The sequence below is a fragment of the Rodentibacter heidelbergensis genome (assembly GCF_002000125.1).
Taxonomy (GTDB): Bacteria; Pseudomonadota; Gammaproteobacteria; order Enterobacterales; family Pasteurellaceae; genus Rodentibacter; species Rodentibacter heidelbergensis.
Genome location: NZ_MLHH01000008.1, coordinates 84,723 through 106,807, shown reverse-complemented (window position 1 = coordinate 106,807; position 22,085 = coordinate 84,723). Strand labels below are relative to the sequence as shown.

Annotated in this window: 18 protein-coding genes; 7 read left to right on the top strand and 11 right to left on the bottom strand. The window is 41.6% G+C overall.

Annotation, left to right across the window (positions count from 1 at the left end):
• Window positions 1-177: 177 nt before the first annotated feature.
• From BKK48_RS03895 to nagE, 4 genes are all read left to right on the top strand, one after another.
• Complete coding sequence (locus tag BKK48_RS03895; RefSeq protein WP_143538780.1) at window positions 178-1,167, top strand: sialic acid TRAP transporter substrate-binding protein SiaP; 990 nt, start codon at window positions 178-180, stop codon at window positions 1,165-1,167.
• Between the two features lie 75 nt (window positions 1,168-1,242).
• Entirely contained in the window at window positions 1,243-3,093 is a 1,851-nt protein-coding gene (locus BKK48_RS03890) for a TRAP transporter large permease subunit (RefSeq protein WP_077426858.1), read from the top strand.
• Between the two features lie 120 nt (window positions 3,094-3,213).
• Window positions 3,214-4,341: an N-acetylneuraminate epimerase gene (locus BKK48_RS03885; protein ID WP_077426857.1), complete on the top strand. Its 1,128-nt coding sequence runs from the start codon at window positions 3,214-3,216 to the stop codon at window positions 4,339-4,341.
• A gap of 74 nt (window positions 4,342-4,415) precedes the next feature.
• Window positions 4,416-5,882, top strand: coding sequence for an N-acetylglucosamine-specific PTS transporter subunit IIBC (gene nagE, locus BKK48_RS03880; protein ID WP_077426856.1), 1,467 nt, complete (start codon window positions 4,416-4,418; stop codon window positions 5,880-5,882).
• A 485-nt stretch (window positions 5,883-6,367) separates the two neighbouring features.
• Here the strand turns inward: nagE and trhP are convergent, their stop codons facing one another.
• The 6 genes from trhP to galE form a co-directional block, all read right to left on the bottom strand.
• Window positions 6,368-7,750 carry a prephenate-dependent tRNA uridine(34) hydroxylase TrhP gene (gene trhP / locus BKK48_RS03875; RefSeq protein WP_077426855.1) on the bottom strand — a complete coding sequence of 461 codons (1,383 nt, stop codon included), beginning with the start codon at window positions 7,748-7,750 and terminating at the stop codon, window positions 6,368-6,370.
• A 3-nt stretch (window positions 7,751-7,753) separates the two neighbouring features.
• On the bottom strand, window positions 7,754-7,885 hold the full coding sequence (locus BKK48_RS10125) for a hypothetical protein (RefSeq protein WP_279625938.1): 132 nt from the start codon (window positions 7,883-7,885) through the stop codon (window positions 7,754-7,756).
• Between the two features lie 29 nt (window positions 7,886-7,914).
• Complete coding sequence (locus BKK48_RS03870) at window positions 7,915-9,924, bottom strand: hypothetical protein (protein ID WP_077426854.1); 2,010 nt, start codon at window positions 9,922-9,924, stop codon at window positions 7,915-7,917.
• 80 nt (window positions 9,925-10,004) lie between these two features.
• Window positions 10,005-10,649, bottom strand: coding sequence for an adenylate kinase (adk, locus tag BKK48_RS03865; protein WP_077426853.1), 645 nt, complete (start codon window positions 10,647-10,649; stop codon window positions 10,005-10,007).
• A 125-nt stretch (window positions 10,650-10,774) separates the two neighbouring features.
• The gene (locus BKK48_RS03860) at window positions 10,775-12,037 is read right to left on the bottom strand and encodes an MFS transporter (protein ID WP_143538784.1); all 1,263 of its coding nucleotides are present in this window, start codon (window positions 12,035-12,037) and stop codon (window positions 10,775-10,777) included.
• 78 nt (window positions 12,038-12,115) lie between these two features.
• Entirely contained in the window at window positions 12,116-13,132 is a 1,017-nt protein-coding gene (galE, locus tag BKK48_RS03855) for a UDP-glucose 4-epimerase GalE (protein WP_077426852.1), read from the bottom strand.
• A gap of 189 nt (window positions 13,133-13,321) precedes the next feature.
• Here galE and dld point away from each other — a divergent pair, with 189 nt between their 5' ends.
• Both dld and BKK48_RS03845 read left to right on the top strand, forming a co-directional pair.
• A complete protein-coding gene (dld, locus tag BKK48_RS03850) occupies window positions 13,322-15,010 on the top strand; it encodes a D-lactate dehydrogenase (protein ID WP_077426851.1) in 1,689 nt (562 codons plus the stop codon).
• A gap of 113 nt (window positions 15,011-15,123) precedes the next feature.
• Entirely contained in the window at window positions 15,124-16,602 is a 1,479-nt protein-coding gene (locus BKK48_RS03845) for an aldehyde dehydrogenase family protein (protein ID WP_077426850.1), read from the top strand.
• A gap of 92 nt (window positions 16,603-16,694) precedes the next feature.
• Here BKK48_RS03845 and BKK48_RS03840 read toward each other — a convergent pair whose 3' ends face one another.
• On the bottom strand, window positions 16,695-17,225 hold the full coding sequence (locus BKK48_RS03840; protein ID WP_005695476.1) for an inorganic diphosphatase: 531 nt from the start codon (window positions 17,223-17,225) through the stop codon (window positions 16,695-16,697).
• 175 nt (window positions 17,226-17,400) lie between these two features.
• Here BKK48_RS03840 and BKK48_RS03835 point away from each other — a divergent pair, with 175 nt between their 5' ends.
• Window positions 17,401-18,720, top strand: coding sequence for an NCS2 family permease (locus BKK48_RS03835; RefSeq protein WP_077426849.1), 1,320 nt, complete (start codon window positions 17,401-17,403; stop codon window positions 18,718-18,720).
• Between the two features lie 107 nt (window positions 18,721-18,827).
• Here the strand turns inward: BKK48_RS03835 and acpP are convergent, their stop codons facing one another.
• From acpP to BKK48_RS03815, 4 genes are all read right to left on the bottom strand, one after another.
• A complete protein-coding gene (acpP, locus tag BKK48_RS03830) occupies window positions 18,828-19,058 on the bottom strand; it encodes an acyl carrier protein (protein WP_005544465.1) in 231 nt (76 codons plus the stop codon).
• A gap of 259 nt (window positions 19,059-19,317) precedes the next feature.
• Entirely contained in the window at window positions 19,318-20,046 is a 729-nt protein-coding gene (gene fabG / locus BKK48_RS03825) for a 3-oxoacyl-ACP reductase FabG (protein ID WP_077426848.1), read from the bottom strand.
• A gap of 13 nt (window positions 20,047-20,059) precedes the next feature.
• The gene (gene fabD / locus BKK48_RS03820) at window positions 20,060-20,998 is read right to left on the bottom strand and encodes an ACP S-malonyltransferase (RefSeq protein WP_077426847.1); all 939 of its coding nucleotides are present in this window, start codon (window positions 20,996-20,998) and stop codon (window positions 20,060-20,062) included.
• Between the two features lie 132 nt (window positions 20,999-21,130).
• The gene (locus BKK48_RS03815) at window positions 21,131-22,081 is read right to left on the bottom strand and encodes a beta-ketoacyl-ACP synthase III (protein ID WP_077426846.1); all 951 of its coding nucleotides are present in this window, start codon (window positions 22,079-22,081) and stop codon (window positions 21,131-21,133) included.
• Between the last annotated feature and the right edge of the window lie 4 nt (window positions 22,082-22,085).

Sequence of the window (22,085 nt, the reverse complement as noted above, 5' to 3'; positions counted from 1 at the left end):
CTTAAATGTGATCTACCTCTCAATTTTGAAATAAAACTCCACAATCTATTTAAAAAGCATTTTTTTACTCTTAGAATGAAACCTGAAAATCCTTTGGGTAGGCGCTGTGGAAGCAACTGTTTTACCAAACTCTTTTTTAAAACACCCTCTATTCTTATCGTTTTCAACAGGAGCAACATGATGAAATTAACCAAACACTTTTTAGCTACAGCAATCACTTTGGGTCTGTCTTCCGCCGTTTTTGCCGCAGATTATGATTTAAAATTTGGCATGAATGCCGGCACTTCATCAAATGAATATAAAGCCGCAGAAATGTTTGCCAAAGAGGTGAAAGAAAAATCCGGTGGTAAAATTGAGGTGTCGCTTTATCCAAGTTCACAGTTGGGTGATGACCGTGCAATGTTAAAACAATTGAAAGACGGTGCCCTTGATTTTACTTTTGCAGAATCTGCACGTTTCCAATTGTTCTATCCTGAAGTGGCAGTACTCGCCCTTCCTTATGTTATTTCTGATTATGAGGTGGCACAAAAAGCCCTGCATAACACCCAATTTGGTCAAGATCTCATTCAAAAAATGAACAAAGAATTAGGGATCACTTTATTGTCGCAGGCCTATAATGGCACTCGTCAAACCACCTCAAACCGTGCCATTAATAGCATAGCAGATATGAAAGGGCTTAAACTTCGTGTACCGAATGCGGCAACGAACTTAGCTTATGCCAAATATGTCGGCGCTTCCCCAACGCCAATGGCCTTTTCAGAAGTCTATCTTGCTCTTCAAACCAATTCTGTAGATGGCCAAGAAAATCCATTAGCCACGGTGCAAGCGCAAAAGTTCTATGAAGTGCAGAAATTCTTAGCCATGACCAATCATATTTTGAACGATCAGCTTTACTTAGTGAGTAATGAAACCTACCAAGATTTACCGGAAGATCTGCAAAAAGTGGTGAAAGAGGCGGCAGATAATGCGGCTAAATACCACACGCAATTATTTGTCGAGGGGGAAAAAGACTTGTCCGCTTTCTTTGAAAAACAAGGCGTTACGATTACCCGTCCGGATCTTGCGCCATTTAAAGAAGCGATGAAACCGTTTTACGCAGAATTTGTAAAACAAACCGGCAGTAAAGGTGAAGTGGCATTAAAAGAAATTGAAGCCCTCAATAAATAATCATACCAAGTGCGTCAATAATTTGGCGCACTTCTCTCATCTTGCTTCCTTTGGTCTTCTTTCATGGAGTGAAGTATGAAAATTTTTAACAAACTTGAAGAATGGATTGGTGGCGTTTTATTTCTCGTCATTTTTTGTATTCTTATCGCCCAAATTCTTTCCCGACAACTCTTTCACGCTCCGCTGATTTGGAGTGAAGAACTGGCTAAGCTCCTTTTTGTTTATGTCGGGATGCTCGGGATTAGTGTGGCAATCAGAAAACAAGAACACGTCTATATTGATTTCTTAACGAATTTGATGCCCGAGAAAATCAGAAAAATTGCCAACACCTTTGTTCAACTCATTATTTTTGCCGGTATTTTCTTTTTTATTCACTTTGGTGTTCGAAATTTCATGAATGCCTCCTTCCCTATTGATGCACTGGGTGGCATTTCTGAAAAATGGATTTTTGCTTCTCTCCCTATCATCGCATTGTTGATGATGGTGCGTTTTTTCCAAGCTCAAGCCCATAATTTCAAAGAAGGGAAAAGCTATTTACCTGCCACATTTTTCATCATAAGTGCGGTCATTTTACTGGCAATTTTATTCTTCGCCCCTGAGTGGTTTAAAGTGCTGCGTTTCACGAACTATATGAAATTAGGCTCAAATGCCGTCTATGTCGCTTTGTTGGTGTGGCTTGTCATTATGTTCTTAGGCGTACCGGTGGGCTGGTCGCTTTTTATTACCTCTCTGCTTTATTTTTCCATGACCCGCTGGAATGTGGTCAATGCGGCGGCAGATAAACTGGTATACAGCCTTGACAGCTTCCCACTGCTCGCTGTGCCGTTTTATATTCTCACCGGTATTTTGATGAATACCGGCGGGATTACCGAACGCATTTTTAGTTTCGCCAAAGCCCTGCTAGGACACTATACCGGCGGAATGGGCCATGTGAATATTGGCGCAAGTTTATTATTCTCCGGTATGTCAGGCTCTGCCCTTGCCGATGCAGGCGGTTTAGGTCAACTTGAAATTAAAGCCATGCGTGATGCCGGTTATGATGATGATATTTGTGGGGGGATCACTGCCGCCTCTTGTATTATCGGCCCTTTAGTGCCACCGAGCATTGCCATGATCATTTACGGGGTGATTGCCAACGAATCCATTGCGAAACTCTTTATTGCCGGTTTTGTGCCGGGCGTACTCGTCACTATCGCATTAATGGCGATGAATTATTATGTGTCTAAAAAGCGGGGTTATCCAAGAACCCCTAAAGCCTCCCGCGAGCAACTTTGCAGCGCATTTAAAAGGGCATTTTGGGCAATTTTAACGCCATTATTAATTATTGGTGGGATCTTCTCCGGTCTCTTTAGCCCAACGGAATCTGCCGTAGTCGCTGCAACCTATTCTGTAATTATCGGAAAATTTGTCTACAAAGAACTCACTCTAAAAATGCTTTTCAACAGCTGTGTTGAAGCCATGGCAATTACCGGTGTGGTGGCATTAATGATTATGACGGTAACTTTCTTCGGCGATATGATAGCCCGTGAACAAGTGGCTATGCGTATTGCCGATGTATTTGTTGCGGTGGCAGATTCACCGTTAATGGTCTTAGTGATGATTAATGCCTTGTTGCTCTTCTTGGGGATGTTTATTGATGCTTTAGCATTGCAATTCTTAGTGCTACCAATGCTTATCCCCATTGCGATGCAATTTAATATCGACCTCGTATTCTTTGGGGTGATGACCACGTTAAATATGATGATCGGTATTTTAACCCCACCAATGGGTATGGCGCTCTTTGTGGTCGCCCGTGTCGGCAATATGTCGGTATCTACCGTCACCAAAGGGGTATTACCGTTCTTAGTCCCTATTTTTGCGATGTTAATTTTAATTACGGTGTTCCCACAAATTATTACCTTTATACCGAATCTGTTGATTCCGTAAAGGAGAGATAATCCAAAGTGCGGTTAAAAATACGCTCATTTTTGACCGCACTTTAAATCACACGCTATTCAATGCTGTTTTATGAATAGCCAACCCTAACATTACCCAATGAGGTTTATGATGACACGAACAAAAACAGCATTATGCACAGCACTTTTTGCCACCCTCGCCTTTTCTGCAAACGCTCAGGCTTATCCGGATCTGCCTGTGGGCATTAAAAGTGGAGCGGGGGCATTAATCGGTGATACCGTTTATGTGGGATTAGGTTCCGGTGGCGATAAATTCTATTCCCTCAACCTAAAAGACCCTGCCGCCCAATGGCAAGAGATTGCTACCTTCCCGGGTGGAGAACGCAATCAGCCCGTTGCCGTTGCAGTAGAGGGAAAACTTTATATTTTTGGCGGCTTGCAAAAAAATGAAAAAGGTGAGCTTCAATTAGTCAATGATGCCTACCAGTATAATCCAACGGATAATACTTGGACAAAATTGCCAACCCGTTCTCCACGAGGTTTAGTGGGTTCATCCGGTGCATCATATGGCGATAAGGTTTACATTGTCGGTGGCTCCAATCTTGCTCTCTTTAATGGTTTCTTCCAAGATACGATGGCTGCCGGTGAAGATAAAATGAAAAAAGAAGCCATAGCCGCCGCCTATTTCAATCAACGCCCGGAAGATTATTTCTTTACCACGGAATTATTAAGCTATCAGCCTTCAACCAATCAATGGCGTAATGAAGGTCGGCTGCCATTTTCCGGTCGGGCCGGTGCCGCATTTACCATTCAAGACAAAGATTTAATGGTGGTGAATGGAGAAATCAAACCCGGACTTCGCACCGCAGAAACCCACCAAGGGCAATTCACCGCCAAAGGTGTGCAATGGAAAAATCTACCTGATTTACCAGCCCCTGAAGGAAAAAGCCAAGATGGTTTAGCCGGTGCAATGGCAGGTTATAGCCATGGGCATTATTTAGTCACCGGAGGCGCAAACTTCCCGGGATCGGTTAAACAATTTAAAGAAGGTATGTTGCACGCTCACAAAGGGTTAAGCAAAACATGGCATAAGGAAATTTATACCTTAAATAATGGAAAATGGCGTATTATTGGCGAGCTACCAATGAATATCGGCTATGGATTATCCGTTTCTTATGATAATAAGGTGCTATTAATTGGTGGTGAAACCGACGGTGGAAAAGCCTTAACCTCGGTGAAAGCGTTAAGCTATGACGGTAAGAAATTAACCGTGGAATAACCACAAATAAAGATAAACGACCGCTTGTGAACAGTATCCTTACAAGCGGTGCATAAAAAATCTAAGGAGTATTTATGAGTGTTCTAAGCTATGCACAAAAAATCGGACAGGCATTGATGGTTCCAGTTGCCGCCTTGCCTGCCGCCGCACTATTAATGGGGATCGGTTATTGGATCGACCCCGACGGTTGGGGGGCAAATAGTCAATTAGCGGCCTTATTAATCAAATCAGGGGCGGCTATTATTGATAATATGGGCTTATTATTCGCCGTTGGGGTGGCTTTTGGTTTATCCAAAGACAAGCATGGTTCCGCAGCCCTTTCCGGCTTGGTAGGTTTTTATGTAGTGACTACATTGCTTTCTCCGGGCGGTGTCGCACAATTGCAACATATTGACCCAAGCCAAGTTCCTGCCGCTTTTGGCAAAATTAACAACCAATTTATTGGGATCCTAATTGGGGTTATTTCTGCCGAACTTTATAATCGTTTTTATCAGGTGGAATTACCTAAAGCCCTGTCGTTCTTTAGTGGAAAACGCCTCGTACCGATTGTCGTGGCCTTTGTAATGATCGCCCTTTCTTTCCTTCTTCTCTACGTTTGGCCACCTATTTTTAATGGTCTTGTTTCTTTCGGTGAGTCAATCAAAGATTTAGGCGCCGTTGGTGCAGGCATCTATGGTTTCTTTAACCGCTTGCTCATTTCAGTGGGCTTACACCATGCCTTAAACTCCGTATTCTGGTTTGATGTAGCGGGAATTAACGATATTCCAAATTTCCTCGGTGGCGCAAAATCCCTTGCTGAAGGCAGCGCAACTGTCGGGGTAACCGGTATGTATCAAGCAGGCTTCTTCCCGGTGATGATGTTTGGTTTACCGGGTGCGGCTTTGGCTATTTACCACAGTGCCAAACCAAGCCAAAAAACCAAAGTAGCTTCCATTATGTTGGCTGCCGCCTTTGCTTCTTTCTTCACCGGGATTACCGAGCCACTTGAGTTTTCATTCATGTTCGTCGCCCCAATTCTTTATGTTATTCACGCACTCTTAACCGGGATCTCCGTGTTTATTGCAGCAAGTATGCACTGGATTGCCGGCTTTGGTTTCAGTGCCGGTTTAGTGGATATGGTACTTTCTTCTCGTAATCCGCTTGCGGTAAATTGGTATATGCTCATTGTACAAGGCGTCGTTTTCTTTGCCATTTACTATGTGATATTCCGTGCCGCAATCAAGATGTTCAACCTCAAAACCCTTGGACGTGAAGATCAAGAAGAAACACAGGAAGAAACGGCCGTGGCAGAAAACAGTTCTCGTGAAGAAACGGCGATCAAATTTATTGATGCGTTGGGTGGGAAAGAAAACTTCAAACATATTGATGCCTGTATCACTCGATTACGTCTTACCTTGGTTGATCACAACAATATCAATGAAGCGCAGCTGAAATCCCTCGGTTCAAAAGGGACGATCAAAATAGGCAATGATGGGTTACAAGTGGTGCTAGGCCCTGAAGCAGAGCTCATTGCTGAAGCGATGAAACGCTATGTTCACTAAGCATGATTAAAAGCCATCAGAATACCGCTCAATAAACTGGGCGGTATTTTTTTATCTATACTTTTCTTTTTAGCGCACATAAAAAAAGGCCCTTTCAAACACTGAAAGGGCAAAAAGTTATTTGGAGTCATACTATGAGTTGTTGAATTAACAAATCAGGTACGGAGAGAATTATACTCAAATTCAAAACCAATGCAACTATTATTTAACAAATATTTCACATTTTTTGTAAAAATAATATTCTTCGCTTTGATTAGGCTATATCCTCCCCATGCCGGCTAACCTCCCCCCTTTGCCAAGCAGGGATGACGCCCTGTATTTACAGCGTGATATTCTTTTCAATACGCAAAAAAAAGCCCTTTCGAAACAATCTGAAAGGGCGAAAGTATTTGGAGTCATACTATGAGTTGTTGAATTAACAAATCAGGTACGAGGCGCATTATACTAAAACACAAAACAAATGCAACAATTATTTAACAAATAATTTATATTTTATGTGGATTACGAGTATTGCTATCCACTAAATTACGCATTAGCAGTGCATAGGCAAGGTTAATGTCTTGTGGCACGTCTAAAAAAACAAAATGCCCGTCACCTAATGCTGCCTCAACCGGCTCATTTTTTCGATTAAGCATTTTCTCTATTTTAAAATTGATATTGCCTTGTGGCGTCATCATTTCGACTTCATCGCCCAATAAAAACTTATTTTTTACTGCCACTTCAGCCATGCCCTGATCGTTGCGTTTTCCGGTAAACTCACCAACAAACTGCTGACGATCAGAAATAGAATAGCCATATTCATAGTTTTGATACTCATCATGTGTATGGCGACGTAAAAACCCTTCGGTATAGCCACGATGGGCGAGGGATTCCAACGTATCCATTAAACTTTCATCAAAAGGTTTACCCGCTGCTGCATCATCAATCGCTTTTCGATACACTTGCGCAGTACGGGCGCAATAATAGAAAGATTTGGTTCGCCCTTCGATTTTTAAGGAATGGACACCAAGTGCGGTCAATTTTTCCACATGTTGTACGGCACGCAAGTCTTTTGAATTCATAAAGTAAGTGCCGTGTTCATCTTCAAAAGCAGTCATTTGTTCATCCGGCTTTTGTGATTCCGTATAAAGAAAGACTTTATCCGTCACCTGTCCTTCACCCAGCGTTGGGGCAACATTTTTAACTTCAATTTGTTGGTGAGGATCGACTTTTGGCACAATATTGCCCACTTCATCTGTCGTGCCTTCTTCCATTTTATATTCCCAACGGCAGGCATTGGTGCAAGTGCCTTGGTTCGGATCACGCTTATTAATGTAACCGGAAAGTAAACAACGCCCTGAATAGGCCATACATAACGCACCGTGTACAAAAATTTCGAGTTCAATATCCGGCACTTGCTGACGAATTTCAGCAATTTCGTCTAACGAAAGCTCACGGGATAAAATCACCCGAGTAAGCCCCATTTGCTTCCAAAACTTCACTGTTGCCCAGTTTACTGCATTAGCTTGTACGGAAAGGTGAATATCGATATGAGGGAAATGTTCACGCACTAACATGATTAAACCGGGATCGGACATAATTAACGCATCCGGTCCCATATCAATCACCGGTTGTAAATCTTTAATAAAGGTTTTCAGTTTAGAATTGTGCGGTGCAATATTCACCACCACATAGAATTTTTTGCCAAGGGCGTGGGCTTCATCAATACCAATTTTTAAATTCGCATGATTAAATTCATTATTACGCACACGCAAGCTATAACGAGGCTGACCGGCATAAACGGCATCTGCCCCATAGGCAAAGGCATAGCGCATATTTTTGAGCGAACCGGCGGGAGAAAGTAATTCGGGCTTAAATGAAGTTGTCATAATTTACTCTTTTTCTGATTTCAAGTCAGTCACCTGCCCATGGGCAGATGGGGTTAAAAGCCCGTATTTTAGGTCGATTTCATTAATTGTAAAGAATAAAGTGCGGTCAGTTTTTGGCGTGTTTTTCGTCACCATAAAAATACCCACGCAAGGTGGGTATTTGTTTATTCTTCCTCGGAAGAACCTTCTTCTATCAAAAGCTCTTGTTCTCTCTCTTCAAGGGACTGACCGTTGATAAAAATGCCATTGTCATTTTTTTCAAACTTAGCCATATAATTTCCTCCCTCTTCAACAAAAGGAGGAAGCAACCTTTCTCTAGGTTTAATTTCATTTTGAATGAAAGACCACACTCCACTTTGTTCTTTTATTTGCCGTGTTTTCTCATCCGGAATATCCACCAATCCTTTATCAAAGGAAAGGCTAACTAAGCCCTCTACCCTTTCTAAGAAAGCATCCTCCCGAGAGGATTTCACATTTTCCGGTGCTTTTGTCAGTATGCCATTAGCCTCAAGGTTTACCGCATAGGCTTTCGTTTCAGGGAGGGTGTTAAGGTTAAAACTCAACTTGGCATTATCCAAAATAAAATCAAGATCCAACCCAATATTATTCAAATATTTTTCTTGCGTTGATGGGGTTAAATAAGCTTGGCAAAGCCTATCATACATTCCTAAACAAAAAGCAGAGGATAAATAAGCCCGATGCTCATTGCCTTTCATGGGAAGAGATATAACCAACTCTTCAATTTGTATCCCCTCTTCAGGCACGCTCACTTTCTTGGTATTGAGCGTAAAGGTTTCATTATATTGATCATTGGCTAACGCTTGATATTGGTTATCAAAGACGAGATCAGTGAGTTTATTGTTAAATAAGCGCAATTCCCCCAATGAAAAATGAACACTTGAGCGTCCGCTAAATTCCTCTGCCCATTTCTCTTTAAGTTTTAAAAAATCTTTATTATCTTTCACCACCGGTGCTTTAACCGTAAGACTGTCTAACCAAAAAGGCAGAAAAGCAAGCTCATTTGCAAGGTGATAATCCGCAAATTGAATCGCCACTTTTCCTTGTTTGGCTTCCCATTGTTGAGATTTATCTTCCGGGGTTTGTTTTACATTTTCGACATTAAGTTTAAAATCAACCGAAGCTTTTTCAAGATCCTGATTATTTAAACTCAAGACCAATTCCCCCTCTTTCAAATGAAAGTAAGGTTTTTGATTTTTCGGCGCATTCACCGAAAGCACAGAAAGTTTCCCGTCAAATACCTCATTTTGAGTGAGAATGGCACTAAGTAAATTGACCCCGGCTTTGATATTTTGATTGCCTTTTTCAAGGCGTTTAAATTCACTATAAAAATTCACCGAACTTGGCACACCCTGTTGTTTCAAAGTGATATTGAGGCCACCAAATGTGGTTTGGCTTTCTTCTGTTGTGCGGTTTTTATTGGAAATACGCAAAATATCACTACTGAATGTCGTGGTTAAATCCCGTTTTTCCCCCTGATCTTTTTTATTAAATTTGTAGGTGGCATTTTTGAGCTGTAAACGCGTATTCTCCCCGTTTAATAAAGCAATATCCGCATTTTCAGTGAATAATTCGATATTCGTTAAATCATATTGACGGGCTGTAACAGGGATAAGATGAATTTTTCCCTCAAGTTTTTTTAGATTGCTGTCATTATCATAATTAAACCCGGTTAAATTTCCCTTGAGTTCTATTTCTTTATGATTAACAAAGTTTAGTGAAACTGCGAGTTCTTGCGGTTTATTGGCAAAATCTCTAAATTCGGTAAGGATAGTTGACTGCAAATAATCCCCTACCGGTGAAAATTGACTATTAATCGTATTCTTATCAATGGTAATGTTTAAGGATTTATTTAATTTTCGGACAAACTGATCAGAAAATTTGGATTCTGCGGTAATAAAGAAAGGCAAAGTCGTTAATTGAGTGGAAATCATCTCCGCCTTATCATCTTCGCTATTTTTTATACTGAATACTAAATCACGGCGAAAAAAATTCTTATTGCTTTCTGTAATCTGTAATATCGCTTCGTTATCTAACGAGTAAGGGAATTTTTGTAATACCTGATCCACTTTATAATTGGTATAAATTTGTGCACCTGTGCCTAACGCAACCAATATTGCAGCAAGCGTCAAGGTGATTGCTTTTCTTTTACTCATATTTCCCTCAATTCAATATTGAAAACAAGCAAGAAAATGACCGCACTTTTCATCAAAGTACGGTCAGCGTTTCGTTATTTTTAACCTAAGATTTTATCCAGCTCTTGGCTGACGGCTTCCACTTTTTGTGTGCCATCTAAGCGGAAATATTGTGTATTCCCCGCTTTCGCTTCAGCTTGATAATAATCCACCAATGGTTGGGTTTGTTTGTGATAAACCGCTAAGCGATCCAATACGGTTTCCGGTTTATCATCCGCACGGATAATCAGATCTTCGCCGGTAATGTCATCTTTGCCTTCCACTTTCGGTGGATTATAAACAACGTGGTAAGAACGCCCTGAAGCTTGGTGAACACGGCGGCCACTCATACGCTCAACAATCACCTCATCAGGCACATCAAACTCTAAGACATAATCAATTTTCACACCCGATTCTTTCAAGGCATCAGCTTGTGGAATGGTTCGAGGAAAACCGTCTAATAAGAAACCCTGTGCACAATCCGGTTGGGCAATACGATCTTTTACTAATGCCACGGTTAATTCATCCGGCACTAATTTTCCTTCATCCATTAAGGCTTTCGCTTGTTTCCCCAGTTCCGTCCCCGCTTTAATGGCGGCACGAAACATATCGCCGGTTGAAATTTGAGGAATACCAAATTTTTTCATAATAAACTGTGCTTGTGTTCCTTTCCCTGCGCCCGGTGCGCCTAAAAGAATAATTTTCATAAGAAATCTCCATTAACTCAATATAAATAAACGTGGGTAAGATACTGATAAAGCAAGCGAGGGTCAAACCTTTTATCTTTTTGACCGCACTTTGCTATTAGGCCGATTTGTTCTCGTTCCTTTTCTCATTCCTTTTTATCATTCCAGGGGGCGACCCAATATAGGCAAATCATCCCCGGAAGGGCTAAAAATAAACATAACCAAAAATAATCATAATAGCCCACTGCTCCCACTACATAGCCTGAAAGCATTCCCAATCCTTTACTCGGCAAAGCAGAAAGGCTGGTAAACAATGCCAGTTGGGTGGCAGTATAAAGTGGGTTAGTTTCACGCGCCATAAAAGCCACAAAGGCTGCCGTGCCAAGCCCTACACCAATATATTCAGCCGCGATAACAAAACCTAATCGCCACAATTCGGTGGAACTGATGCTGTCAAAATGACCAAATTTTGCCAACCAAATAAAACCGCCAATGGTAACCATTTGCACAAAACCGAATAACCATAATGCTCGGTTAATACCGAGTTTTAACATAATCACGCCCCCGGCAAGCCCGGATAAAATGCTTGCCCAAAGGGAGGTGCTTTTCACCACCAGTGCAATGTCTTCTTTGCCAAATCCCATGTCATAAATGAATTTGGTTTGAAGCGTGGTAGCAAAGGAATCGCCAAATTTATATAAAAACAAAAACAATAAAAAACCGATCCCTTGTGCCACACCTTTACGTTGGAAAAACTCTTGCAAAGGAATCCAAAAGGTTTGATAAAAAGGCTGATTGTGTTGTGGCGTATCAATCTTGGGTTCTTTGGCGAGAAATAAGGTCATAAAAATCCCCGCCAGCATACAAAGTGCCGTCCATAAAAACACCGTTTCCCAAGGGTAAATTGTAGCCAGATAAAGAGAAAGCCCACCGGGAATTAAACCCGCAATGCGATAGGCATTAATATGAATGGTGTTGCCTAAACCAAGTTCATGGTCACTTAAAATTTCACGGCGATAAGCATCAAGCACAATATCTTGTGTGGCAGAAAAAAAGGCAATCAGCAATGCAATATTCGCCACCACCGTCAATTGCGAGCGAGGATCAAAAAGGCTAATAATATAAAGTAAAATCAATAAGATCACTTGAGAAATTAAAAGCCAACTTCGGCGGCGGCCTAAAAAACTGGGAAAATAGCGATCTAATAACGGCGCCCATAAAAATTTTAAGCCGTAAGGCAACATAACCCCTGTCACCGCACCAATTAATTCCACAGAAAGCTGCTTATCGGTTAACCATACCGGTAACATTTGCAATAGTACAAAGAGCGGTAAACCGGAACTGAAACCGGTGAACACGCAAATCAGCATCTGACGTGTAAAAATTTGGGAAAAAAGCGAATTTGTCATAAAAGTGCGGTCAATTTTAGTCATGTTTTCGTGGCACAGCGTTGGCTGCCGTGCCACCATAAAGGATTTTTAGAAAAATTAATCCTTATATCCTTGCGGGTTATTTTTTTGCCAATTCCAAGTATCCTTCATCATTTGCTCCAGATTACGTTCAGCACGCCAACCCAATTCTTTTGCCGCTAAACTTGGATCCGAGTAGCAAGTGGCAATATCACCCGGACGGCGATCCACCAGTTTATAAGAAATCTCAATATGATTGGCTTTTTCAAAGGCTTTCACCATATCTAACACTGAATAACCTTGTCCTGTGCCAAGATTATAAATGTGTAACCCCGGATCCTCTTCGTGACGCTGAAGGGCTTTTAAATGCCCGATAGCTAAATCCACCACATGAATATAATCACGCACGCCGGTGCCATCATGCGTGTCATAATCACTGCCAAAAACAGAAAGCTGTGCCAGTTTACCAATCGCCACTTGGCTAATATAAGGCAATAAATTATTCGGAATACCGTTTGGATCTTCACCAATCAAACCGCTTGAATGTGCGCCTACCGGATTAAAATAGCGTAAAATCGTCATACTAAATTGTGGTTCGGCTTTTGCCACATCCCGTAAAATTTGCTCCACCATATATTTTGATGTGCCATAAGGATTGGTTGTGCCGCCCACTTCGCAGTCTTCCGTAATGGGAATAATTTTGGGATCACCATATACCGTAGCAGAAGAGCTAAAAACAAAGTTCCACACCTTCGCTTTTTTCATTTCTTGCAACAACACCACTGTACCGGCAACATTGTTCATATAATATTCCGCCGGTTTTTGCACACTTTCTCCCACCGCTTTTAAACCGGCAAAGTGAATAACAGAATGAATAGCATTTTCAGCAAAAACTTTTTGCAGTAATGTACGATCTAAAATATCGCCTTCGTAGAATTTAACGCTTTTACCGGTGATTTGTTTGACACGTTCAAGAGATTTCGGCGATGAATTGCAAAGATTGTCTAATACCACTACCTCTTTGCCTGCATTTAATAATTCAACAACTGTGTGCGAACCAATATACCCCGCCCCACCCGTGACTAAAATTGCCATCTTCGGCTCCTCTTCATAGACTTGTAACTGGCGTTGATTATAGCACTATTTTGCTTTAAAAAAATGCAGCAAAGTTAACCGCACTTTTATGTGATCTTTGTCACAGAACTCTTTTTTGCTACTGGCATAATTTTTTATTGGAGTATATAAAATAGAAACGACTTTTTAACATGCCTATTACAACTCACTATGAATCAATTAATTTCTCAGCTCACAAACATTGTGGGAACACAACACATCATCACTGATCCGTCAAAAACCGAATCTTATCGTAGCGGATACCGTTTCGGCTCAGGAAACGCCATTGCAGTTGTTAAACCGGCCACCTTACTTGAATTTTGGCAAGTTCTGAAAGTGTGTGTTGCGCAAGATGTTATTGTGATTAACCAAGCTGCCAACACAGGATTAACCGGGGGTTCAACACCAAACGGCAATGATTATGATCGTGAGATTGTGATTATCAATGCCATGAGAATTGACGGTATTCAATTGATTAACAATGCCTCTCAAGTGATTTGCCTACCGGGCTCAACATTAAATGATTTGGAAAATAAACTAAAACCTCACGGGCGTGAACCACATTCAGTGATCGGTTCATCTTGTATTGGTGCCTCTGTCATCGGAGGAATTTGTAATAACTCCGGTGGCGCACTTGTTCAACGAGGCCCCGCCTATACGGAAATGGCACTTTATGCTCAATTAAATGAGCAAGGTGAATTAGAACTTAAAAATCACCTTGGTATTGATTTAGGCCATACCCCGGAAGAAATTTTAACGAATTTACAAGGTCATCATTATCAACAGAAAGATATTGTTCAGGATTGCGGAAAAGGGCATGACCACAGTTATTGCAATCACGTTCGTCAAGTGGATGAAAACTCTCCGGCCCGTTTTAATGCCGATCCTGCTCGCCACTATGAAGCCTCAGGTTGCGCAGGAAAACTGGCTGTGTTTGCCGTGCGTTTAGACACCTTCCCATCAGAAAGTGAAACGGCTGTTTTCTACATAGGTACGAACCAGACCAATGTGTTGAACGGAATCCGCCGTCAAATGTTAGGGCATTTTGAACAGTTGCCGATTTCAGGTGAATATATTCATCGAGATGCTTTTGACATTGCCGCCCGTTATGGAAAAGATACCTTTTGGGTGATAAAAAAATTTGGCACGCATTGGCTACCTAAGTTATTTTCCTTAAAAGCCAATGTGGATCGCTTAAGTAAAAAAGTCGCCTTTTTGCCTCAACATTTAAGCGATAAATTTCTACAATTGGCCTCCAAAATATTACCGAAACATCTACCCAAACGCTTATGTCAGTATCGAGATCGCTATGAGCACCATTTAATTATAAAAATGGGTGGAAAAGGGGTAAGTGAAGCCCGTCATTTCTTAAAAGATTATTTTAGCGATCATCAAAAAGGGGGGTATTTTGAATGTGATGCGGTAGAAACACAAGCAGCAATGCTCCATCGTTTTGCCGTCGCCTCAGCCGCTGTCCGTTATCGTGCTATCCATGAAAAAGAGGTTGAAGATATTGTTGCACTTGATATCGCATTGCGTCGTAATGATAAAGAATGGTTTGAGAAATTGCCCGAGGAAATCGATAAACAAATCAGCCATAAACTTTATTACGGACACTTTATGTGTCATGTATTCCATCAGGATTACATTGTTAAGAAAGGTTATGATTGCGAAAAATTAGAACATGACATGTTGGAATTATTAGATAAACGGGGTGCGCAATATCCGGCAGAACACAATGTCGGTCATTTGTATGAAGCGAAACCTGCATTACATAAATTCTATAAAAAGTTAGATCCAACCAATAGCTTCAACCCCGGTATCGGACAAACGTCAAAGAAAAAGTATTGGGCCGAATAGCCTTTTAATTTACTGGTTTTATTTAATTTTATCGGTGTATACCGATAACCCTTTCAACCCAATCAAAAGGGTTGAAAATAAACTACTCACAATGACAATTAAAGGAGTCGTCTATGGCAAAAAACCTCAATGTTTTTGAAAAGGAATACGGTTTATTAATTAATGGAGAATGGAAAATGGGAGGAACGCTACTTGCCTCCTATAATCCGGCCAACGGGGAAGAACTGGCAAAATTTGTTGATGCAACAGATGCCGATGTAGATGCCGCTGTTTCTGCCGCACAACAGGCATTTAAAACATGGCGTCACACCACGGTTACCGAACGGGCGGCAATATTAAATAAAATAGCTGATGTCATTGAGGAAAATACCGAATTATTCGCTTTACAAGAAACCTTGGATAACGGCAAACCAATTCGAGAAACAAGAGCTGCAGATATTCCATTAGCCGCCGATCATTTCCGTTATTTTGCCGGTGTAATTCGTTCGGAAGAAGGCTCGGCAAATCAGTTGGATAACGAAGATTTATCTTTGGTCTTGCGTGAACCTATCGGTGTTGTAGGGCAAATTATTCCATGGAATTTCCCATTTTTAATGGCAGCATGGAAAATCGCCCCTGCATTGGCAGCCGGTTGTACTATTGTCATTCATCCCTCTAGTACGACTTCATTGAGTTTGTTATCGCTTGCGCAAAAAATTAATCACTTGCTACCAAAAGGTGTGCTGAATGTTATTACCGGACGAGGCAGCAAATCCGGAGAATATATGTTACATCATAAAGGATTTAGCAAACTCGCCTTTACCGGTTCAACCGCAATTGGGCGTAATGTTGCAGTGGCAGCAGCCGAGATGCTCATCCCAGCAACCCTTGAGTTAGGCGGCAAATCAGCCAATATTTTCTTTGATGATATGCCCTTTGATAAAGCATTAGAAGGCGCACAAAAAGGAATTTTATTCAATCAAGGTCAAGTCTGCTGTGCCGGTTCTAGAATTTTTGTCCAAGAAGGCATTTATGATAAATTCGTGGCTGCACTGGCTGAAGAATTTAAGAAAGTCAAAGTGGGCTTGCCTTGGGAAGATGATACCCAAATGGGCGCACAGGTAAATGCAGGTCAGTTAGAAACCATCCTGAAATATGTCAAAATTGGCGAACAAGAAGGTTGTCGTATCATTACCGGCGGAAAACGTTTGCAAGAAACAGGCCTAGATAAAGGGGAATTTTTAGCTCCAACATTAATTGAAGCACCAAATAATCAAGCTCAAATTGCACAGGAAGAAATTTTTGGTCCGGTGGCGACCGTCATTAAATTTAAAACTGAAGAAGAGGTCATTAAAATGGCCAATGACAGTGAATACGGTTTAGGCGGTGGTATCTGGAGCCAAAACATCAACCGTTGTTTGCGTGTTTCTCGTGCTCTTGAGACCGGTCGGGTTTGGGTAAACTGCTATAACCGATTGCCGGCAGGTGCACCGTTTGGGGGGTATAAACAATCCGGTATCGGGCGTGAAACCCATAAAATGATGCTTGATGCTTATACTCAAGTTAAAAATATTTACATCAGCACCCGTGAAGAGCGTGAAGGCATGTACTAATTCACGGTAAACAGAAAGGCAGCCTACAAGCTGCCTCTCCTCCTAATATAAAGGGCTGATGTGAATTCAGTCCTTTTATCTCAACCTAAAAATTAACGCTCATTCCAACGTTTAATGGATTCACGAATCACTTCTTTCGCTTCTTCAACATCGCCCCAGTGTGTCACTTTTGTGCTACCCGGTTTTTTCAATGCTTTGTAATTGTTGAAATGAAATTCAATTTGTTTGATTAATTGAGCCGGAACATCCGCAAGGCTGTTATAAGCATTACCGGTATCACGGTCATCTGCCGGTACACAAACAATTTTATCGTCCACTTCGCCATCATCTACAAATTTCATCACACCAATCACTTTGGCTTCAAGAAATACGCCGGTTGCCAGTGGTTGACGGGTCAGTAATAACACATCTAATTCATCACCATCTTCGTCTAAGGTTTGTGGAATAAAACCATAGTTTGTCGGCTTGGCAAAAATTGCCGGTTCAACACGATCCAACTGGAACGCTGCAACTTTACGGTTCCATTCAATTTTGTGGCAGCTGCCTTCGGGAATTTCATTGACGACATTGATGATTCCTGCATCCACATCACCTGGAGTTAAAATTTGATTAAAATCAGCCATTGTCTTTCCTTATTTAATTGAGTTAAAAAACGGCAAGAGTATAGCAGTTTTTAAGTGGTGTTGTCGCTCTAAATTTTATTCAAAAACAACCGCACTTTAGTCACGCAAACGTTTACATCTCATCCTGTTTCGGTAAAATAACCCCCTTTCATTCCAACTTACCTTTAGAGGCAACATGTCTAATTTAGAAAAAATCTTTGAACTGCAAAAACGGGGTTCAACCATTCGCCAAGAAATAATTGCCGGTTTAACCACCTTTCTTGCGATGGTGTATTCTGTGATTGTCGTACCTAATATGCTTGGCGCAGCCGGTTTTCCCGCTGAATCTGTCTTTATTGCGACCTGCTTGGTCGCTGGTTTAGGCTCGATTTTAATTGGCTTATGGGCCAACGCACCAATGGCAATTGGTTGTGCTATTTCCCTTACTGCCTTTACAGCCTTTAGTTTGGTGATTGGACAAGGCGTGTCTATCCCTGTTGCATTAGGTGCGGTATTCCTAATGGGGGTTGCATTTACCCTGATTTCAGCAACAGGTATTCGTGCTTGGATTTTACGCAATCTACCTTCCAGCATCGCTCACGGTGCCGGTATCGGTATTGGATTATTTTTACTGTTAATCGCCGCCAATGGTGTCGGCTTAGTGGTGAGTAATCAAACCGGTTTACCGGTGAAATTGGGGGATTTCACCGCATTTCCTGTGATGATGTCATTAATCGGATTGGCCTTTATTGTTGGATTAGAAAAAATGCAAATCAAAGGCGGGATTTTATGGGTGATTATCGCCATTACGCTCATTGGTCTTATTTTTGATCCTAATGTAAAATTCAGCGGTGATATTTTCAAAATGCCTACTTTTGGTGAAAACTCTCTATTTTTACAATTAGATTTACAAGGGGCATTACAACCGGCAATTTTACCTGTCGTCTTTGCTTTAGTAATGACTGCCGTTTTTGATGCCACCGGCACTATCCGCGCAGTGGCAGGACAAGCGAATTTATTGGATAAAGACGGACAAATTATCAATGGTGGCAAAGCCTTAACTTCTGATTCCGTCAGCAGCTTATTTTCAGGATTATTCGGCACCGCCCCTGCTGCGGTCTATATTGAATCGGCAGCCGGTACTGCCGCAGGCGGTAAAACCGGAATTACCGCGGTTGTCGTAGGAATTTTGTTTTTATTTATGCTCTTTTTCCAACCTCTTGCATTCTTAGTCCCGGGATATGCCACCGCACCGGCACTCATGTATGTGGGGTTGTTAATGTTAAGTAATGTAAGCAAATTGGATTTTGATGATTTTGTTGGAGCGATGAGTGGGCTAATTTGTGCTGTATTCATTGTGCTAACAGCAAATATTGTCACCGGAATTATGCTAGGTTTTGCCGCATTAGTGATCGGTCGAATTGTCAGTGGTGATATTAAACGCCTCAATATCGGCACAGTGTTAATCGCTATTGCGCTGGTCGCTTTCTATGCCGGTGGTTGGGCATTAAGCTGATCTTAGACATTTCACCGATCAAAATGACCGCACTTTAAAAACTGCGGTCATTTTTTAAAAGATTGAATAAAAAATTAGGCGACCTAATAAAGTCGCCTAACTTGAAATTATTGATTATTTTGAACGTAGTCAATCGCAGATTGAACAGTTGTGATTTTTTCAGCTTCTTCATCTGGAATTTCAATATCGAATTCTTCTTCTAAAGCCATTACTAATTCAACTGTGTCTAAAGAATCCGCACCTAAATCTTCAACAAAAGAAGCTTCAGGTTTAACATCTTCTTCTTTAACACCTAATTGTTCAACGATGATTTTTTTTACGCGTTCTTCAATACTCATTTGTTTTTCCTATGTTGTCATAACTCATTGCTGAGGGTTAGTAGTGTATGGATTTTTAACCGCTTTGCAACTTTTTGAGCGGTGGTAACACCACAAAAGCGCAAATAAAAAACCATACAGAAAAAATAGTTACATACCTTTACAATACGCATAAGGCGTAACCAAATCAGGTTGCGTGGCAGATTTTAACATTATCTAAAATCTTTGGCTATGATTTTATAAGGGAAATCCACCCGGACAAATAGCCAGTGCCAAAGCACTAGCTCATATACAAGCCACCATTGACATGTAATGTGGTGCCTGTGATATAGGCCGCATCATCAGAAGCTAAGAAAGCCACAGCTTTTGCAATGTCTTTTGCTTCACCCAGACGACCGGCAGGAACGTTCGATAAGATCCCGGCTTTTTGCTCGTCCGTTAACACTTCTGTCATATCTGTAGCAATAAAACCCGGTGCGACCACATTGACAGTAATCCCTCGAGAGGCCACTTCTTTTGCCAATGCTTTTGAAAAACCAATGACCCCGGCTTTAGCCGCACAATAATTGCTCTGACCTGGGTTACCCATTGAGCCAACCACGGAGCCAATGTTGATGATACGCCCAAAACGTTTTTTCATCATAGAACGCAACATCGCTTTAGAAAGATGATAAATCGAGGTTAAATTGGTTTGCATAATGTCAAACCATTCTTCATCTTTCATACGCATAAGGAGATTATCACGGGTGATACCGGCATTATTGACAAGAATATCAATATCCCCAAAATCGTTTTTGATTTGCTCTAATACCGCTTCAATAGAAGCGCTATCTGTCACGTTTAATACTAAACCTTTACCTTTTTCACCTAAATAGGCCGAGATCGCTTCCGCCCCTTTTTCAGAGGTTGCCGTACCAATAACAAATGCCCCTTTTGATGCCAATTCTTCGGCAATAGCACGACCAATTCCACGCGTTGCCCCTGTTACTAACGCAATTTTATTTTGCATGTTTTCTTCCTTTTTACGCTAAAAATTCTTCAATGCTATTAAGTGAAGCAAGATCATTCACTGATGTCGCTTGTAGGTCGCCCACAATTCGCTTGGTTAAACCGTTTAACACTTTACCCGGCCCTATTTCTACTAAAGCTTGAACACCCTCTAGAGCCATTTTTTCTACGGTTTCTGTCCAACGTACCGGGCTATAAAGTTGACGAATCAGTGCATCACGAATAGCGGCACTTTCTACTTCTTTCGCCACATCAACATTATTAATGACTGCAATTTCCGGAGTATTGATAGCCATTGCATCTAACGTTACGGCTAACTTATCCGCCGCCGGTTTCATTAATGCACAATGCGATGGCACGCTTACCGCTAACGGCAATGCACGTTTTGCGCCGGCTTCTTTACACAATGCAGCCGCTCGTTCTACCGCTGCTTTTGCACCGGCAATCACCACTTGTCCCGGTGAGTTAAAATTCACCGCAGACACCACTTCGCCTTCCTCTGCTTGCTGACAGGCCTTAATAATCGCCTCATTATCCAAACCAATAATGGCATACATTGCACCGGTGCCTTCCGGTACCGCTTGTTGCATGAGTTTTCCTCGTAATTCCACTAATTTAATGGCATCTTGAAAGTCTAATGCGCCCGAACAAACCAAAGCGGAATATTCACCTAAACTGTGCCCTGCCATCACTTCCGGTTTTAGCTGAGGATACTTTTCTTGCCATACCCGATAGATCGCAACAGAGGCAGCCAAAAGTGCCGGCTGGGTTTGCCATGTTTTATTCAGTTCTTCAGCTGGGCCTTGTTGCACAAGTTGCCACAAATCATAACCCAGTGCTTCAGAGGCCTGTTTAAATGTCTCCAACACCACAGGATAGACGCTGGCAAGTTCGCTTAACATTCCTACGGTTTGTGAGCCCTGTCCAGGAAATACCATTGCAAATTTTTTCATTTTTTTCCTACTTTTATTTTTAATTGAAATATTTCTTTAATAAAAACCGGTATCCACGATGGTACATATTAAAAAGTGCGGTCAAATTTAACCGCACTTTCCAATAATTCCACGGCGATTCTAACAGAATTATCAGAAACGCACCAATGCCGAACCCCAAGTCCAACCACCACCGAAAGCTTCCAGTAGTAACAACTGTCCGCGTTGGATACGCCCGTCACGCACAGCTTCATCTAATGCTACCGGTACCGTCGCCGCACTATTATTAGCATATTTATCAAGGGTGACCACCACTTGAGACATATCCATATCTAATTTTTTCGCTGTTGCCGCAATAATGCGCAAGTTGGCCTGATGCGGTACAAGCCAATCTAAGTCTTTTTTATCCAAATTATTGGCAGCTAAGGTTTCTTCCACCACATTAGAAAGCTCACGCACGGCAAGTTTGAACGTTTCATTGCCCTGCATTTCAATATAGCCGGATTTTTCAACACCACGCTCAGGCTGTGGCAACACCAAGGCATTATGTTTATCCGCAGAGGCGTGTAAATGGGTTGAAATGATCCCTTCTTGCTCACTTCCTTCTAAAATCACTGCACCGGCTCCATCACCAAATAACACAACGGTGCTGCGATCCGTTTCATCTAATTTACGGGAGTTAAGATCTGAACCAATCACTAACGCTTTTTTTACTTTGCCGGTTCGGATAAATTGATCGGCTACACTTAATGCATAAACAAATCCTGTGCAGGCTGCGGCTAAATCAAAGGAAATGGCATCATCAATCTCCAAAAGACCTTGGATTTGGCAAGCGGCACTCGGGTAAGCGTGAGAGCTACTTGTCGTAGCGACAATGATAAGATCGATATCTTGAGGATTAAGTTTTGCACTTTCAATGGCATTTTTCGCCGCCTCAAAACCCATTGTTGCAACGGTTTCGTCCGCTGCAGCAATACGACGTTCACGAATACCCGAACGGGTGACAATCCATTCGTCTGAAGTATCAACCATTTTTTCAAGATCCGCATTGGTACGGATTTGGCTTGGTAAATAACTACCGGTAGATAAAATTCTGCTATTCATAATC

What these genes read in the sequence shown, in the direction of transcription:
- dld (WP_077426851.1), top strand. Translation starts at nt 13,322, where the DNA reads ATGAATCAATTAATTTCTCAGCTCACAAACATTGTGGGAACACAACAC.
- fabD (WP_077426847.1), bottom strand. Translation starts at nt 20,998, where the DNA reads ATGAAAAAATTTGCAATGGTATTTCCTGGACAGGGCTCACAAACCGTA.
- BKK48_RS03815 (WP_077426846.1), bottom strand. Translation starts at nt 22,081, where the DNA reads ATGAATAGCAGAATTTTATCTACCGGTAGTTATTTACCAAGCCAAATC.
- nagE (WP_077426856.1), top strand. Translation starts at nt 4,416, where the DNA reads ATGAGTGTTCTAAGCTATGCACAAAAAATCGGACAGGCATTGATGGTT.
- BKK48_RS03845 (WP_077426850.1), top strand. Translation starts at nt 15,124, where the DNA reads ATGGCAAAAAACCTCAATGTTTTTGAAAAGGAATACGGTTTATTAATT.
- BKK48_RS03860 (WP_143538784.1), bottom strand. Translation starts at nt 12,037, where the DNA reads ATGACAAATTCGCTTTTTTCCCAAATTTTTACACGTCAGATGCTGATT.
- BKK48_RS10125 (WP_279625938.1), bottom strand. Translation starts at nt 7,885, where the DNA reads ATGGTGACGAAAAACACGCCAAAAACTGACCGCACTTTATTCTTTACA.
- BKK48_RS03840 (WP_005695476.1), bottom strand. Translation starts at nt 17,225, where the DNA reads ATGGCTGATTTTAATCAAATTTTAACTCCAGGTGATGTGGATGCAGGA.
- galE (WP_077426852.1), bottom strand. Translation starts at nt 13,132, where the DNA reads ATGGCAATTTTAGTCACGGGTGGGGCGGGGTATATTGGTTCGCACACA.
- fabG (WP_077426848.1), bottom strand. Translation starts at nt 20,046, where the DNA reads ATGCAAAATAAAATTGCGTTAGTAACAGGGGCAACGCGTGGAATTGGT.
- adk (WP_077426853.1), bottom strand. Translation starts at nt 10,649, where the DNA reads ATGAAAATTATTCTTTTAGGCGCACCGGGCGCAGGGAAAGGAACACAA.
- BKK48_RS03895 (WP_143538780.1), top strand. Translation starts at nt 178, where the DNA reads ATGATGAAATTAACCAAACACTTTTTAGCTACAGCAATCACTTTGGGT.
- trhP (WP_077426855.1), bottom strand. Translation starts at nt 7,750, where the DNA reads ATGACAACTTCATTTAAGCCCGAATTACTTTCTCCCGCCGGTTCGCTC.
- acpP (WP_005544465.1), bottom strand. Translation starts at nt 19,058, where the DNA reads ATGAGTATTGAAGAACGCGTAAAAAAAATCATCGTTGAACAATTAGGT.
- BKK48_RS03890 (WP_077426858.1), top strand. Translation starts at nt 1,243, where the DNA reads ATGAAAATTTTTAACAAACTTGAAGAATGGATTGGTGGCGTTTTATTT.
- BKK48_RS03885 (WP_077426857.1), top strand. Translation starts at nt 3,214, where the DNA reads ATGACACGAACAAAAACAGCATTATGCACAGCACTTTTTGCCACCCTC.
- BKK48_RS03835 (WP_077426849.1), top strand. Translation starts at nt 17,401, where the DNA reads ATGTCTAATTTAGAAAAAATCTTTGAACTGCAAAAACGGGGTTCAACC.
- BKK48_RS03870 (WP_077426854.1), bottom strand. Translation starts at nt 9,924, where the DNA reads ATGAGTAAAAGAAAAGCAATCACCTTGACGCTTGCTGCAATATTGGTT.